This is a genomic window from Acinetobacter sp. B51(2017), from assembly GCF_003711395.1.
Taxonomy (GTDB): domain Bacteria; phylum Pseudomonadota; class Gammaproteobacteria; order Pseudomonadales; family Moraxellaceae; genus Acinetobacter.
This window is the reverse complement of the sequence record NZ_PJRJ01000044.1, coordinates 1-14112: the sequence shown is the minus strand read 5'-3', so window position 1 is coordinate 14112 and position 14112 is coordinate 1. Positions and strand designations below refer to the sequence as shown.

Below are 14112 nucleotides of genomic sequence, written 5' to 3'. Positions count from 1 at the left end.
ATAAATCCATCTTTATTGTTAGGGGATACAAAATAAGCGAGGTCTTGCTCTACTTTCTTTAGGCTTACAGTTAAGTTTCTCATCATAAGTAGTTTGAAATTTAATACCCATATTGTATATGTATGTCCATATTTGTCAATATAATCATTTACTATTAATCACTCTCTCATCACATAGCTGCTAAACCTCGCAACGCTGTATACAAGTCTTAAGATTGAAGCAATTTCATGTTGTGTAAAACTGCCACATACCTTTAGCATACAGCTAACAATACATAGATAAGCATGGAGGCATATGCGATATCAATCTAAAATTGATCTGTGGTTGGCCATACTCTTGGCTGGGCTCAGTGGATTGTTGATTTATAGTGCGTATGAGCTGCTATTTAGCCGCCCATTTGCATGGACTATGCTGCTGAGTATTATGATTTTAATGCTCGTCATTTATTGTATTTGGCTACCCTTTTTTAGTACCCAGTATTGGCTGAGTGAACATGCCTTAGAAATCCGCTGTATGTGCTTTAGATGGCAGATTGAATTTCAACATATTCAAAGTATGCAGACCTGTGTAAGTTTTGCGTCTGCACCCGCGTTATCGATCCAACGAGTAGAAATTATCTATGTGCTGAATGGATTGCATGAAAGCTTGCAGATTTCGCCCAAAGAGCGCGCAGTATTTTGTCAGCACCTGGCTGAAAAAATTGCTTTAGCAAAAAAGCCTAAGTAACAATCCGCCTGATTCTCAGCAGCTCTTCAAATGATCATGCGTAAATTTTTTCAATCTGCACGAGCAATTGTTTCACCTGCGGATCGCTGATGATATATACAAAATGCGTTTCTTGTTTTTGTAAAGTAATCATGCGTGCTTTACGTAAGGCCATTAAAGTTTGATTTAACGTGCTGCCACTGATATCCAGATGTTGCGCCAACTGCTCCACAGTCAACGGCTGCTCAGCAAGGGTGGTCAGTACAGCAAGTGCATAAGGACGTGTCAAAGCAGTTAAATGTTCATGCAGTACAGCAAGATGGTCTAAATTCAGCATGGCACACCAAAACAATCAAAAATCTATGTATCTTGGCACGATAACATAATTCAACCTGAAAACAAGCCTGTTTAAGGATCCGTTATGCGACGAAAATGCAGGCGAGTTCAAGTCCAATAAAATCGGGCTACTTTTTACATATAGTGGATAAAGTGCTAAGTGACCGAGAAAAAATAATAATGCCAAATCCTCATCTGTTGCTAAAGCAACACTAAAAACGTTTTAAATCCAACAGGTTTAGTCAGAATTTATTTTTAATTTTAATAAAAACAATAACTTAAATTATTGGCATGCTTATTGATATATAGCTTGTCATTCATTTAAGAAAAAACGGAACCTTCATGATTCACGCTCAACTCCTGACCCTCGTTATTTGTACACCTCGCAATGCACCAATGTGTTGTGACGCCATGTCATTGTAAAACCTAGCGCAACGACTGCGCGACACATTTTTTAATTTCCCTGACAAAAAACGCACGCACGTTGCTGTGTGAGGGATTGCTTTGCTTTAGGAATTGGTAAGTGAAAATATTAACAAAAAAAACGCTGGCTTTGGCAGTTGCTACAGTTTTATCAAGCACAAGCGTATTGGCGCAAGATGTACAGCAAGAATTACAGAGTTTAAAACAGCATTTGGCCGGTTTGCAGCAACGTATTGCACAACTAGAGCAACAAACAGCGTCAGTTACAGAGACGCCCTCCAATATAAATGCAACTGAAATTGCTTTAGATGTGGATACACAAGCAGACGCAAGTGAAGAGCAACACGTTCAACTGGTCAGTACTGATGACCTTGAGGGGGTACGTAGCGAATTAGAAAACTATAAATATGATCAATCGCGCCAATATGAACGTCAAACGGTGAAATCAACCCGCGATACCAATTTGTACGGCACGGTGCAGGTACGTGCCCAAGCACAAGATCACCAAAATGCACCCAATAGTGCCAAATCGACGTTTGATATTGCGACAGCTTTAATTGGGGTACGCGGTAATTTATATAAAGACTATAACGAAGGCAAAAACCTTGATTATCAATTGTCATATGGCTATTCAAAACGCAATGATGGCAGTAATAACAGTAACTTTAACTTATTAGATGCTTTTTTACGTTATCACGTTTTGTCGACCAACTCAGGTTTAGAAACCGCCAAACTCAATGCCACATTGGGACAGCAATTGTTGCCATTTGGTCTAGATGTGCAATCGCCGGAAGATTTACGTCCAACTATTACTTATGCCTCAGCTGCGACCAATTTAGGCTTATTTACCCGTCAAAATGGCTTAATTATTCGCGGTGATGCCAAACCTTTTGTCGACTATGGTGCCAATTATCGTGCGCCATTGTTTGAATATGCGCTTGGGGTCAGCAACGGCAATGGCAGCAACAAAACTGATGACAATGACAGCAAAGATTGGATTGCGCGTGCCGCATTTACTTTGCCAGTCAACTACAACAGTTGGTTACGTGAGCTGAAAGTGGGTACTAGCTACTTAAAAGGTGAATCGCGCATCAGCAACTTTGGCTTTGCCACAGATGAAGCACAGCGTGATCGTCTCGGTTTTGATGTGTATTACAACCATGCCCCATTTGGCGCAACTTATGAATATATCCAAGGTAAAACCGACTACCTTAGCGTGTTGGGCTTAAATATTGCCAAATCAGAAGGGCATACCTTTACTGCGTTTTATACCTTGGGTGATCAATTCTATAACAGCATTAAATCTAACGCAAAATTTGATGATTTTTGGCCGAAATCGATTCAAGGATATTACCGTTTTGACCGCTTTAACCCCAATAACAAAGTCAAAGATTATCAAGATCCTGTGAGTGGACGCATAGGTGAATATGACATTCACTCGTTGGGTTTAAACCTGTTTTTTGCACAAACCACCAAATTACAACTACAGCTTAATCAGTATTTATATGAACTTGAAACAGCAAGTCAAAAAGATAACAGCGAAGTACTCGCACAATTTCAATACACCTTCTAATTCAATTTAAAACAAGGACTTTATGATGAAAATTTCACAACGTTTAACTGCAACATTATTGGCATTATCTGCTTTAGGTTTAAGTTTGAGTGTACAGGCGGCCAACCCTAAAGAAATCCGTATTTCGATGTCGAGTGCTGGTGAAGGCGGTAAACCGAAAGTGGGTGGCGGTTATATTGCCACGGTACATTTACGTGGTGTATTAGAAGAAGAATTTAAAAAAGATGGCATTAAAGTTAATTGGCTCTTCTTCCCAGGTGCGGGGCCAGCAACCAATGAAGCCTTAGCCAACGGTAAAGTTGATTTTGCAGCACAAGGCGATTTACCTTCAATTGTAGGGCGTTCAACCGGCTTAAAAACCAAACTATTACTCAGTTCTGGTCGTTTCGGGCCGGTACATGTGGTGGTACCCGCAGATTCAACTGCCAAAACCATTGCTGATTTAAAGGGCAAAAAAATCTCTAACTTTAAGGGCACCAATGGTCAAATTACCTTAAATCGTGTTTTGGCACGTCATGGTCTGTCAGAAAAAGATGTACGCATTATTAGCCAAGATACTTACTCGGCGCGTGCTGCGCTCGCCACCAAAGATATTGATGCCACGCTGGTTTCACCATGGAGCCTAGAAGCACGTGGCGTTGCTAAACGTCTCACCACCATTAATGATCGTACTGTAGCACCGTTATCGAGTTTTTGGGTCAATGAAAGCTTTGAAAAACAATATCCTGAAGTGGTACAGCGTGTAGTAACGACATTGGTCAAGCAGGCACATTGGAGTTCGCAAGAAGCCAACCGTACAGCGCAATACAAGCTGTGGTCACAAAGTGGTACGCCATTATTAGACTATCAAAAAGACTGGGCAGGGGGTGCGATTAAAGAGCGTATGACCCCACTTTTAGATGAATTTCATCGTACACAAATGAATGATGCCGTACGTATTGCTAAAGATGCGCGTTTAATCCGCCGTGATGTGGATACCGCAACTTGGTATGAACCCAAATACTTAAACAATGCCCTGAAAGATCTGAATTTACAAAACTATTGGCCGCAATTTAATGCCAAAGGTCAAGCCAAATAAGGGGGCATGATGAAAGCTTTAGACACTGCTAAAACAGCGCCTTTAAGTTTGCAATTTAGAACTAGCTTTATTGGGCTGACTATTTTGGCAGGTCTGTCGGTGGGGGTGGCTCGCGTCGTCACCTCCTTGTATGCGGTACACATTCAGGCCAGTGAACTGCAATTGGGTTTAATTGCTGCGGCACAAAGTATTGGCTTACTGATTATGGCTTTACCGGTTGGGGTATTGGTGCAGCGTTTTGGTAGCTTGCGTATTTTTAGCCTAGGCAGTGTCTTCGCTGCTGTGTTGTATAGCGTGCAGCCTTGGTTCAATAGCGCTTGGTATTTACTCCTTATTACCGCTTTGGTCAGCTTTGTTTTGCCAATGCGCTTTGTGGCGATTCATAGCGTATTTTTAAGCCATTTACGTGCCTTAGGACCAACCAAAGCCGGTTGGTTTCGCGGATCGCATATGCTGGGCTTTTTTCTGATTGCACCGAGTTTAGGGGCATGGACCTTACAAATTTTGGGCTATCAATGGGCCTTTGTTGCAGTCGCGATTTTATTTGTATTAGCCATCGGTTTAGCACCTTTTTGCTTTAAACACAGTGCCGAACAGACCGCACAAGCTGCATTTGCATGGCGTGATCTGGTCGCACCCTTAAAGCTACTTCAAACCCAACCACAGCTACGGACCATTTGTAGTTTGGAATTTTTAAGCAATAGCGCCAATAGCTACTTTGGTTTTTTTATTGTGGTGATCGCGATTCAACAGTTTGCGTTTGAGGCGTCATTGGCAGTGATGTTATTGACCGTACAAGGCCTAGTGTTTGTCGGGAGTGTATTTAGTTTGGGTGCATTGGCTGAAATTTTAGGTTACTACAAATTTTATTTAATTAGTTTGTTACTCATTAGTGCTGGTTTGCTGAGTTTAAGCCTCGCGCAAAGTGCCTTTTGGCTTTGGCCTGCCAGCTTAAGTTTGGGCTTAGGGCTTGGCATGGTACATATCGCCAATTTTATGTCCTTTGCCAAAGTTGGTGAGCAAACGTCAATGCATCAAATTTCACCACTGTTGGCATTGGTTGGCCCGGCAGGTGGTTTATTGGGGGGCCTCGCTGGGGCAGCTTTAGGGCACTCCATTGGCTTACAAAACTTATTTGGCCCGATTGCTTTGGCCTTTTTCGCCATGACGCTATTTATTTTTAAAAGTTTAAGTTTTCAAGAATTTTTACAACAGGATGCAGATCCAACATTACAGAGGCAAGAACCATGAGCCATATTCAACAGGCTGCGTCGGTCCCTTGGCAGAGGCAGTTATTTTTCAAAAGCTTAAAGACGATTTTAGCACTGCTGTGTGCACTTGTTTTACCGATGCTACTCCTGTGTTTATGGTGGACGGCATTTCAACGGCAGTGGTTGCCAGAACAAATTTTACCTGCACCTGAGTGGGTATGGTTGACCACGGTGGATTTATGGCAAAGCGGTGAATTACATATGCATTTTCGCATCAGTGCGGAGCGTATTGCACTGAGTGTCTTGCTTGGGAGTAGTATCGCATTGACTTTAGGAATTTGGTTTGCGCTATCAAAAACCGCGACACACTATGTGTTGCCAACGCTGAATTTACTTGCTCAGTTTCCAATTATTGGTTGGATTCCATTGTTAATGATTTTTTTAGGCATTGATGAGGCTCTAAAAATTGTCGCAATTTCATTTGCTGTGATTACCCCAGTATTGGTCGCCACCATCAAAGGCATTCAAAACGTGTCTCAGCAGGTTTTAGAAGTTGCCCAAGTCTATCAGTTTTCAGCCGCGCAACGCTTTTTTAAAGTGATTTTACCCAATAGTTTGCCGAGTATGATCAGTGGCTTACGTCAAGGTGTGATGCAAGCGTGGTTGGCTTTGGTGTTTGTCGAATTATTGGCAAGTAGTGAGGGGATTGGCTTTTTAATGGTATGGGGGCGTCAACTCATGCAAATGGATATCGTCTTTATGGGCATTGTGCTGATTGGGATCACAGGTTTTGTTTTAGATGGTGTGTTAGGACAGATTGAAAAATATAGCCGTTATTATGCAACGCGGGTGAGGAGTTAACAGATGAGTAGCATTGTTTCTAATACCACACAAGCTTCCTTGCCAGAACAAAAAATTTGGCAGCGACGCAGTATTCGCTTTGGACAAGCCCTTATTTTTCCATTTGCCTTAATTTTATTATGGAGCATTGCCTCAGCCAATGCTTGGGTGGATCCAAAGCTGTTGCCATCACCGGCACAGGTGCTACGCACTTTGTTAGAGACCTTCAGCGATGCCATTTTTTGGCAAGGTGTAGCAGCCAGTTTACTGCGTAATTTAACGAGTTATGTGATTGGCGCCAGCTTAGGGATTGTATTTGCCTTAATGATTGGCAGCTCAAAAATTGCCAATTGGTTGTTCGCACCTAGTTTTCACATGCTGCGCCAAATTTCTTTATTTGCGTGGTTGCCAATCTTATCCAGCTTCTTAGGTACAGGTAATGGTGCCAAAGTATTATTTATTACTTTATCGGTGTTTTATCCCGTGGCGCTGCATAGCCTTGAAGGCATCCGCAGTATTTCGCATAAACACCGTGAAGTGGCTGCCGTGTATCAATTTTCTTGGGCTTATCGATATAAAAAACTCATTTTACCCGGCGCTGCAGCACAAATTTTTGTGGGCTTGCAACTGGGACTAATTTTCGCGTGGCTTGCGACAGTGGGTTCCGAGTTCTTACTAGCTAACTATGGCGTAGGTATTGGTAATTTAGTCATTCGTGGTCGCGAACAATTTAATGTCGCACTGATTATCGTGGGCATGTTGGCGATTGGCAGTTTAGGGATTTTCTTTAATCGAATTTTAATTACGATTGAACGCCGTGTATTGGCGTGGCAAGCGAGGTAAGGGCTATGAAAAAAATAATTGCAGCCTTGAGTTTAAGTCTATGTGCAGCGTTGAGCAGTGTGGGTTGTGTCAGTGACCGTACCAAGCTAGGAGAAAAAGTTACAGAACTGCGTTATCAAAGTACCGCAGGTTTAGTCAACTTAGCAGAGTTAGCCCAAGATTTAGGTTATTTGGGCGATTTAAAACTTAATTATGTGGGTACAGTGCAAGGTGGTCCCCAAGATTTACTCACACTTGTGGCAGGCGATGTCGATTTTGCCTCAGCGTTTAATGGTGCCGTGGTCAAAGTGGTGGCAGCGGGCTTAGATGTGGTGCCTGTAGTGGCTTCTTATGGTAGCAATCAAGCACAGTCGGTGGGTTTTTATGTCTTAGAAAACAGTCCGATTCGTTCACCACATGATTTTATTGGCAAAAAAGTCGCGATGAATGCCTTTGGTGCGCATTATGATTTTGTGCTGCGCGATTACTTACAAAAATCCGGTTTAAGCCAAGATGAAATTGCCCAAGTGGAAATGATTTTATTGCCTCCGATTAGCTCAGAACAAGCCTTAAGGAATGGTCAAATTGATGTGGCAGTGTTCTCTAATATTTTAGAAAAACGTGCCTTAAAAAACGGTGGCGTACGCAAAATCTTTGCTGATATTGATTTATATGGTGGCTTTACCGCCGGCAGCTATTCAATGCGTAAAGATTTTATTGAAGCGCAGCCAGAAGCCTATCACACCTTTGTCGCGGGTGTCGCCAAAGCCCATCATTGGTTGCAAACCACGCCGATTGAGCAGGTTCAAGCGCGTTTTAGCCGCATTATTCAAGAACGCGGTCGCAAAGAAAATCAGGCATTAATTCCTTACTTTGTGGGCTATGGTGTCGATGAAGTAGGTGGTGTACAAAAAGCGCAAGATTTTGCCCCATGGATCGCACAAATGCAGGCGGTAGGCAAACTAAAACCCAATCAAATTCAAGCCGAAAGCATTTTTAGCAATGTCGGCAACCCCTATGCCAAGACGGAACATTAATCAGGAAGAAGAAGAATGACCATCGCACTTAAACTTGACCATGTACGTAAAGAATTTCCGGCTAAAGGCGCAGAAGCTTTTGTCGCAGTTGAAAATATTAGCTTAGACATTCATCAAGGTGAATTTGTCTCCATTGTAGGGCCATCCGGTTGTGGTAAATCAACTTTACTGGATTTAGTGGCGGGCCTGACTAAACCTAGCCATGGACAAATTTTACTCAATGGTAAAACCATCACAGGGCCGGGCTTAGATCGTGGCATCGTGTTTCAACAGTACGCACTCTATCCATGGCTGAATGCCTTACAAAACATCGAGTTTGGTTTAGAAGCTAAAGGCGTAGATAAAAAGACCCGCCGTGAAAAAGCCGAATACTACTTAAAATTGGTCGGCTTAGCGGGTTTTGAACAGCATTATCCCAATGAACTCTCTGGTGGTATGAAGCAACGTGTCGCGATTGCGCGTAGCCTTGCCTATGAACCAGAAATCTTACTCATGGATGAGCCCTTCGCTGCATTAGATGCGCAAACCCGTGAAACGCTACAAGAAGAGCTGATTAACATTTGGAAAAAATCGGGCAGCACCATTATTTTTATTACCCATAGTATTGATGAGGCGATTTATTTGAGTCAGCGGGTGGCAATTTTAACCTCACGTCCAGGGCGGGTAAAACAGGTGATTGATATTCCCGAAATGATTCAAGGCAAAGGTCAAGATATTCGCTCTAGCCCAGAATATGGGCACATCCGTCATCATATTTGGACGCAGCTGAGTGAAGAAGTGATTAAAGCGCAAGCCTTTGAAAAGAATAAACAATTACAACATGCCTAATGTCAAAAAATTGAGGGAAATACTATGTCGAATCTAGAACACAATACTTTGGCTTATCCAAAACCGTATAGCCAGCGTCAGACACGATTACAATTCACCTGGTTAAATAGCATCTTTAAACGTTCGCTTGCATTAATTTTATTCTTTTTATTGTGGGAAATTCTACCGAGGATTGGCATCGTCAGTGCAGCATTTTTACCACCGATTTCCACGGTATTACACACCACATGGGAATTATACGCCAACGGACAATTAGCGACGCATATTTCGGTCAGTTTAACCCGCTCTTTAATTGGCTTTGCATTGGCACTCATGATTGCCATTCCAATGGGATTGATTTTAGGTTGGTATAAATTGGTGGCGGAAACTTTAAATCCTTTATTAGAGCTGTTTCGTAATACCACAGCTTTGGCCTTAATGCCGGTGTTTATCTTATTTTTAGGCATTGGTGAAGTCTCTAAAATTAGTTTGTTGGTTTATGCTTGCACTTGGCCAATTTTATTGAACACAATTTCTGGGGTACAAAATGTCGATCCGTTATTGATTAAATCGGCACGTACCATGGGGCTAAAACCGTATCAACTGTTTCGTAAAGTCATTTTACCTGCGGCAGTCCCAACCATTTTTGTGGGTATTCGTTTAGCGGGCGCTATTTCGGTATTGGCTTTGGTGGCGGTGGAAATGTTTGGTGCCAAAGCAGGTTTGGGTTATTTAATTATGTACTCGCAATTTAGTTTTGAAATTCCAGCGATGTTTGTCGGCATTTTAGTCATGACTTTGGTGGGTTTAAGTTTTAACTATGGTTTATTGGCCATTGAAAAGCACTTTACCGCATGGAAGAAAAATCCTGTGGAATAATAGACACGTTAAGCTAAAAAAGCCGATCATAGGATCGGCTTTTGCTCATCTAAGTGTAATTTAGGCAATTGTATAAATACCCATGCCACTAAAATAAAAATTAAAATAGCAAACACAGCCACTGAGGTCAGCACATTAAAATAGTCAATGATTAAACTAGACAGCAGAATTGGCCAAATTGTGCCTTGGTAAGCAATCAGTAAAAAGCTGGATAATACGCCGCTGTGTTGTTTTTTCACCAGTTTGCCAATAAAAAAATAAGCCGGATTTAAGCTGTAGCCATGCCCAAGGCCAATCAAAATGACACTAAGTGCTAAAAAACTGAACTGATGGGTGGCTTGGGCTAAAAACAAACATAAGCAACCTAAGCTTAAACCAATGCCACCTAATTTGAGACAGGTAATTTCGCGCCAAAATTTACTACTTAGCTGGGCTAAAAATGACACCAATAAAATTAAAGAAATCGCGCTACCCGTTAAAGTGGCAGAAGATTTGAGCGGCAATTCTTTTAAAAATGTACCGGCAAGCGCAGCATATAAACTAAATGCCGCAAAGCAGCAGGCTGATATGACCGCGCATACCCAAAATAAACGCCGATCATCTTGCAGAACGGGGGTACTCCATAAACTGATTTTACCGCTGTTATGGTTGGGTAAAGGCGCTTGAACAAAATAACAGGCGATTAACACCAGTAAAGATAAACTGGCAATGACTAAATAAGGCGTGATTAGCGGCGCAGCGAATTGATCTGCGAGCACGCCGCCTAAAATTGGGCCTAAACCAAAACCCACCACGGTAATCAGCGAGGATAATTTTCCTGCTTGATGTGGCTTAGAAAATGGATATTTATGTGCCAAACCAATCACAGTGGCGGTACATAGCAAGCCTGATGAAATGCCAATTAAAAAACGTGCCGCGCAGAGCTGCCAAATATCTGCGGAAAATGCCGAAAACACCAAACCTAAAATACTGGCGATTAAGCCACGCACCACTGTGCGCTTGTAGCCATAACGCCCAATCCAACCGTTTAAAAATAGTAAGGTAAACACCACGCCCAACATATAGGCAATAAAGGCATAGCCAATTTCACTGGTGCTGATCTGCCAAGCGGAAACATAAAGGGCGTAGAGTGGGCTGGCAAGTGCTGTACTAATCGCACCCAACACTAAGCAGAGTGCCAAGATCATATACTGGGCAAAGGAGGGAGAATCCTGCATAATTGGGCAAATTTAAAAATGAACATTGGGTCAATTTTATGTAAAAGTGAACCACTGGTCAATTTTATTGTACGAGATCTATTCAATGAAAAAACGTCGTCCATCTGTTGCTAAAACCACGGCTACACGGCAGCGCATTATTTTAGCTGCTTTAGCACAATTCAATGGCCATGGCTTTGCTGCCAGTAAAATCGCTGATATTGCCTTGGCGGCTGAGGTGGGCAAAGGGACAATTTATTCGTATTTTGCAACCAAAACGGCATTGCTTGAAGGTGTGATTGATTACTTAATTCAAGAGACATATCACCCAATTCAACACCATGAAATTACAGCTGAGATTTCAGTCAAAGATTTCATTCTACAAGAGATGTTGCTGGCTTTAGCCACTTTAGAGTCAGCAGGACGAGCGGATATTGCCCGCTTAATTTTAAAAGAAAGTAGCCAGTTTCATGAAATTCGCGAGCTGTACTACCATAAAATTTATTTACCCAACTTATTAGAAGTTGAAAAATTGCTGCGCTTAGCGATAGAACGTGGTGAACTGCAAAAACATATCGATGCAAAGCAACACGCATTATTGGTCATGGCACCGATTTGGATGGGTATACTGCATAATGGCATTTTAGCGCCTGAACAACCTGTTGATTTACAAGCGTTGTTTCAGGCGCAAATTCATGCTTTATTTGCTTAAAGTAAGCCATATTTAATTAAGCGTGTCCGTACCACATTGCGCGTTACACCTAATAGCCTTGCTGTATGCACCTGATTATATTGACAGTGTTGATAAGCCGAGCGAATAAATTGTCCTTCAAGTAAATCATTAATATTGGTATCGAGCTGATTGGCGGCTGCAAATAATTGCTCAAAGGTATGTTGTAATAAGACTTCGGCTTGGCTGGCGCTTTGAATTTCACTTGCTAATTTAAACGGGCTTAACACGGGTGCTTTGGCTTGTGATAGGCTAGAAAAACTAATGTTCTCTGGTTCAATCCAACCATTTTGGCTGACTAAAACCGCATGATGAATGGTATTTTCCAATTCACGAATATTGCCCGGCCAACGATGCTGTAACAACTTTTTGGCTGCTAAATCGCTAATTTTTAAGGGTGTGGCGTGTGGGTCAGTTTGATAACGCTCGACAAAAAATTTTGCCAAAGGTAGAATATCTTGGCGACGATCAGCAAGCTTAGGAATATTTAGCAAAGCTACATAAAGGCGATAAAAGAGGTCTTCGCGGAACCGCCCTTCACGCACGGCCTGTTCTAAATCAACATGCGTGGCAGCAATAATCCGTACGTTAATTGGAATTGGCTTTAAAGAACCGACACGTACAATTTCGCGTTCTTGCAAAATCCGTAGCAGTTTGACCTGCATACTTAAAGATAAATCACCAATTTCATCTAAAAATAAGGTACCGTTATGTGCTGCTTCAAACCAACCAATGCGGCTATTGACTGCACCGGTAAATGCGCCTTTTTCATGACCAAATAGTTCACTTTCCGCCAAACTTTCTGTTAAAGCCCCGCAATTGACCGCAATAAAAGGCCCATATTTACGATGGCTTAAGGCATGAATTTGCCGTGCCACCAACTCTTTACCAGTACCGGTTTCGCCAATAATTAAGGCATTGGCATCACTAGGCGCAATTTGTTGCATACGCGACAGTAAGGCTTGCGATAAAGGATCGACAAAAATATTGGCCCGTGCACGTACATGTTGTTTGGTTTGGCTGAGTGGATGTGTATATATCGACATATTGTTATCACTTGTAATTGTTAAATTGGCATTATCATCAATGAAAAATCAACAAACTTAAAATAATATATCGAGAAGAGATTATGCGCTTGTGAGATAAAATAAAAATGCACATGGTTATCTTAAAATAAGATAAATGTCTGCTATATAACTAAATAAAAAATCGAGATAACTTGCCGAATAAAAATTGATTATATTGAATCTACGCAATAGACATTAGAGAAAATAAATGACAATTACATCTGTTAACGTTCGTAACCAATTTAAAGGCATTGTACATGAAATCGTGACTGGACCTGTGGTCTCAGAAATTAACGTCGAAACCAAGGCTGGTATTTTTACTTCTATTATTAGTACCCGTTCAGTTGAAGATTTGGGCTTAAGCATTGGTTCTAAAGTGGTGGTGTTAATTAAATCCACTGAAGTTTCCTTAGCTAAATTGAGTACGAGCGCATAAAGGGGAGGGAATATGCTATGAGTGACTCGCTAGGCGCTGTCTCGATTCAAGCCTTGCATAAAAGCTATCCACAAAGTAGCAAAGGCCAGCTGAAAGTGTTAGAGCAGATTAACCTTGATATTCAAGCCGGTGAATTTATTAGTATTGTAGGCAGTAGTGGCTGTGGTAAATCTACGCTGCTGCGCTTATTGGTAGGACTTGAAACCGAATACCAAGGCCAAATTCAAATGGATGGACAGCTGATTCAGGGCACAAGTTTAAAACGCGGTATTGTGTTCCAAGATCATCGGCTCTTTCCTTGGCTGAGTGTGCAAGAAAATGTACGCGTAGCCTTACATAACAGTCAACTTTCGCGTAAACAAGAAGATGACATCATTGCTGAGCATTTGGATTTAGTGCGTTTAAGCAAGTTTAAAGACGCCTTTCCATCGCAACTGTCTGGGGGGATGAACCAACGTGTGGCAATTGCTAGAAGTTTAGTCAATCGTCCAAAAATTTTATTATTAGATGAACCTTTTGGTGCTTTGGATGCATTAACGCGACACAAGTTGCAAGATGAAATACAGCGTATTTGGCAGCATGAAAAAATAACCATGATTATGGTCACCCACGATGTGGATGAAGCGGTGTATTTAGCCGATCGCGTGGTCGTGATGCAACCGCATCCAGGGCGAATTAAACGCATTGTAAATATCAATGTGCCACATCCACGGCAGCGTGAAGATATACGCTTAATTAATCTAAAAAATGATATCTTGCTTGATTTTGCCGATGAAAGTATTGATATTGCTAAGATAGACAATAATCAATTTCATGATTTTAAATTTGCATGGTAATACTATATAAACCCGAATCATGGATAAGAAATTCAGTTGAAAAAAAAGATGACTGAGTTAATAAGAGAGTTACCACACACTTTTATTAACCAGCCATCCTATGTTCGAGTTTACAACTTTATTCTGCACAATTGAT

General features: G+C 41.6%; 15 protein-coding genes. 12 read left to right on the top strand and 3 right to left on the bottom strand.

Annotated elements, in window-relative coordinates:
• Window positions 1-294: 294 nt before the first annotated feature.
• Window positions 295-726: a PH domain-containing protein gene (locus CYK47_RS14005; protein WP_122902424.1), complete on the top strand. Its 432-nt coding sequence runs from the start codon at window positions 295-297 to the stop codon at window positions 724-726.
• 34 nt (window positions 727-760) lie between these two features.
• Here CYK47_RS14005 and CYK47_RS14000 read toward each other — a convergent pair whose 3' ends face one another.
• Complete coding sequence (locus tag CYK47_RS14000; RefSeq protein ID WP_122902423.1) at window positions 761-1042, bottom strand: ArsR/SmtB family transcription factor; 282 nt, start codon at window positions 1040-1042, stop codon at window positions 761-763.
• 522 nt (window positions 1043-1564) lie between these two features.
• Here CYK47_RS14000 and CYK47_RS13995 point away from each other — a divergent pair.
• Genes CYK47_RS13995 through CYK47_RS13960 form a run of 8 tightly spaced genes read left to right on the top strand, consistent with a single transcriptional unit; the run spans window position 1565 to window position 9711 of the window.
• A complete protein-coding gene (locus tag CYK47_RS13995) occupies window positions 1565-3037 on the top strand; it encodes a porin family protein (RefSeq protein WP_122902422.1) in 1473 nt (490 codons plus the stop codon).
• 25 nt (window positions 3038-3062) lie between these two features.
• The gene (locus CYK47_RS13990) at window positions 3063-4115 is read left to right on the top strand and encodes an ABC transporter substrate-binding protein (RefSeq protein WP_252150293.1); all 1053 of its coding nucleotides are present in this window, start codon (window positions 3063-3065) and stop codon (window positions 4113-4115) included.
• Window positions 4116-4124: 9 nt separating this feature from the next.
• A complete protein-coding gene (locus tag CYK47_RS13985) occupies window positions 4125-5366 on the top strand; it encodes an MFS transporter (RefSeq protein WP_164709219.1) in 1242 nt (413 codons plus the stop codon).
• On the top strand, window positions 5363-6187 hold the full coding sequence (locus tag CYK47_RS13980) for an ABC transporter permease (protein WP_122902419.1): 825 nt from the start codon (window positions 5363-5365) through the stop codon (window positions 6185-6187). Before CYK47_RS13985 ends, CYK47_RS13980 begins: the two co-directional genes overlap by 4 nt.
• A gap of 3 nt (window positions 6188-6190) precedes the next feature.
• Window positions 6191-7009: an ABC transporter permease gene (locus CYK47_RS13975; RefSeq protein WP_122902418.1), complete on the top strand. Its 819-nt coding sequence runs from the start codon at window positions 6191-6193 to the stop codon at window positions 7007-7009.
• A 5-nt stretch (window positions 7010-7014) separates the two neighbouring features.
• Window positions 7015-8025 (top strand): ABC transporter substrate-binding protein, encoded by a 1011-nt coding sequence (locus CYK47_RS13970; protein ID WP_122902417.1) that lies wholly within the window; start codon window positions 7015-7017, stop codon window positions 8023-8025.
• A gap of 15 nt (window positions 8026-8040) precedes the next feature.
• Entirely contained in the window at window positions 8041-8853 is an 813-nt protein-coding gene (locus CYK47_RS13965) for an ABC transporter ATP-binding protein (protein WP_122902416.1), read from the top strand.
• A gap of 24 nt (window positions 8854-8877) precedes the next feature.
• The gene (locus CYK47_RS13960; RefSeq protein WP_122902415.1) at window positions 8878-9711 is read left to right on the top strand and encodes an ABC transporter permease; all 834 of its coding nucleotides are present in this window, start codon (window positions 8878-8880) and stop codon (window positions 9709-9711) included.
• A 26-nt stretch (window positions 9712-9737) separates the two neighbouring features.
• Here the strand turns inward: CYK47_RS13960 and CYK47_RS13955 are convergent, their stop codons facing one another.
• A complete protein-coding gene (locus tag CYK47_RS13955; RefSeq protein WP_122902414.1) occupies window positions 9738-10928 on the bottom strand; it encodes an MFS transporter in 1191 nt (396 codons plus the stop codon).
• Between the two features lie 85 nt (window positions 10929-11013).
• Between CYK47_RS13955 and CYK47_RS13950 the strand changes: the two genes are divergently transcribed.
• Window positions 11014-11619, top strand: coding sequence for a TetR/AcrR family transcriptional regulator (locus CYK47_RS13950; protein WP_122902413.1), 606 nt, complete (start codon window positions 11014-11016; stop codon window positions 11617-11619).
• Here CYK47_RS13950 and CYK47_RS13945 read toward each other — a convergent pair.
• Complete coding sequence (locus tag CYK47_RS13945; protein ID WP_122902412.1) at window positions 11616-12683, bottom strand: sigma-54 interaction domain-containing protein; 1068 nt, start codon at window positions 12681-12683, stop codon at window positions 11616-11618. The two genes, CYK47_RS13950 and CYK47_RS13945, sit on opposite strands and share 4 nt — an antisense overlap.
• A 229-nt stretch (window positions 12684-12912) precedes the next feature.
• On the opposite strand from CYK47_RS13945, the gene CYK47_RS13940 reads away from it, so the two are divergent.
• Together CYK47_RS13940 and CYK47_RS13935 are read left to right on the top strand one after the other, a co-directional pair.
• Window positions 12913-13140, top strand: a complete 228-nt coding sequence (locus CYK47_RS13940; protein ID WP_122902411.1) for a TOBE domain-containing protein — start codon at window positions 12913-12915, stop codon at window positions 13138-13140.
• A gap of 17 nt (window positions 13141-13157) precedes the next feature.
• Window positions 13158-13976: an ABC transporter ATP-binding protein gene (locus CYK47_RS13935; RefSeq protein ID WP_122902410.1), complete on the top strand. Its 819-nt coding sequence runs from the start codon at window positions 13158-13160 to the stop codon at window positions 13974-13976.
• The last annotated feature ends 136 nt before the right edge of the window (window positions 13977-14112 follow it).

Bases quoted from the DNA above. Each gene is read 5' to 3' on its own strand.
- CYK47_RS13950 (WP_122902413.1), top strand. From the start codon at position 11,014: ATGAAAAAACGTCGTCCATCTGTTGCTAAAACCACGGCTACACGGCAG.
- CYK47_RS13945 (WP_122902412.1), bottom strand. From the start codon at position 12,683: ATGTCGATATATACACATCCACTCAGCCAAACCAAACAACATGTACGT.
- CYK47_RS13955 (WP_122902414.1), bottom strand. From the start codon at position 10,928: ATGCAGGATTCTCCCTCCTTTGCCCAGTATATGATCTTGGCACTCTGC.
- CYK47_RS13965 (WP_122902416.1), top strand. From the start codon at position 8,041: ATGACCATCGCACTTAAACTTGACCATGTACGTAAAGAATTTCCGGCT.
- CYK47_RS13960 (WP_122902415.1), top strand. From the start codon at position 8,878: ATGTCGAATCTAGAACACAATACTTTGGCTTATCCAAAACCGTATAGC.
- CYK47_RS14000 (WP_122902423.1), bottom strand. From the start codon at position 1,042: ATGCTGAATTTAGACCATCTTGCTGTACTGCATGAACATTTAACTGCT.
- CYK47_RS13985 (WP_164709219.1), top strand. From the start codon at position 4,125: ATGAAAGCTTTAGACACTGCTAAAACAGCGCCTTTAAGTTTGCAATTT.
- CYK47_RS13935 (WP_122902410.1), top strand. From the start codon at position 13,158: ATGAGTGACTCGCTAGGCGCTGTCTCGATTCAAGCCTTGCATAAAAGC.
- CYK47_RS13990 (WP_252150293.1), top strand. From the start codon at position 3,063: ATGAAAATTTCACAACGTTTAACTGCAACATTATTGGCATTATCTGCT.
- CYK47_RS13940 (WP_122902411.1), top strand. From the start codon at position 12,913: ATGACAATTACATCTGTTAACGTTCGTAACCAATTTAAAGGCATTGTA.
- CYK47_RS13980 (WP_122902419.1), top strand. From the start codon at position 5,363: ATGAGCCATATTCAACAGGCTGCGTCGGTCCCTTGGCAGAGGCAGTTA.
- CYK47_RS13975 (WP_122902418.1), top strand. From the start codon at position 6,191: ATGAGTAGCATTGTTTCTAATACCACACAAGCTTCCTTGCCAGAACAA.
- CYK47_RS13970 (WP_122902417.1), top strand. From the start codon at position 7,015: ATGAAAAAAATAATTGCAGCCTTGAGTTTAAGTCTATGTGCAGCGTTG.
- CYK47_RS14005 (WP_122902424.1), top strand. From the start codon at position 295: ATGCGATATCAATCTAAAATTGATCTGTGGTTGGCCATACTCTTGGCT.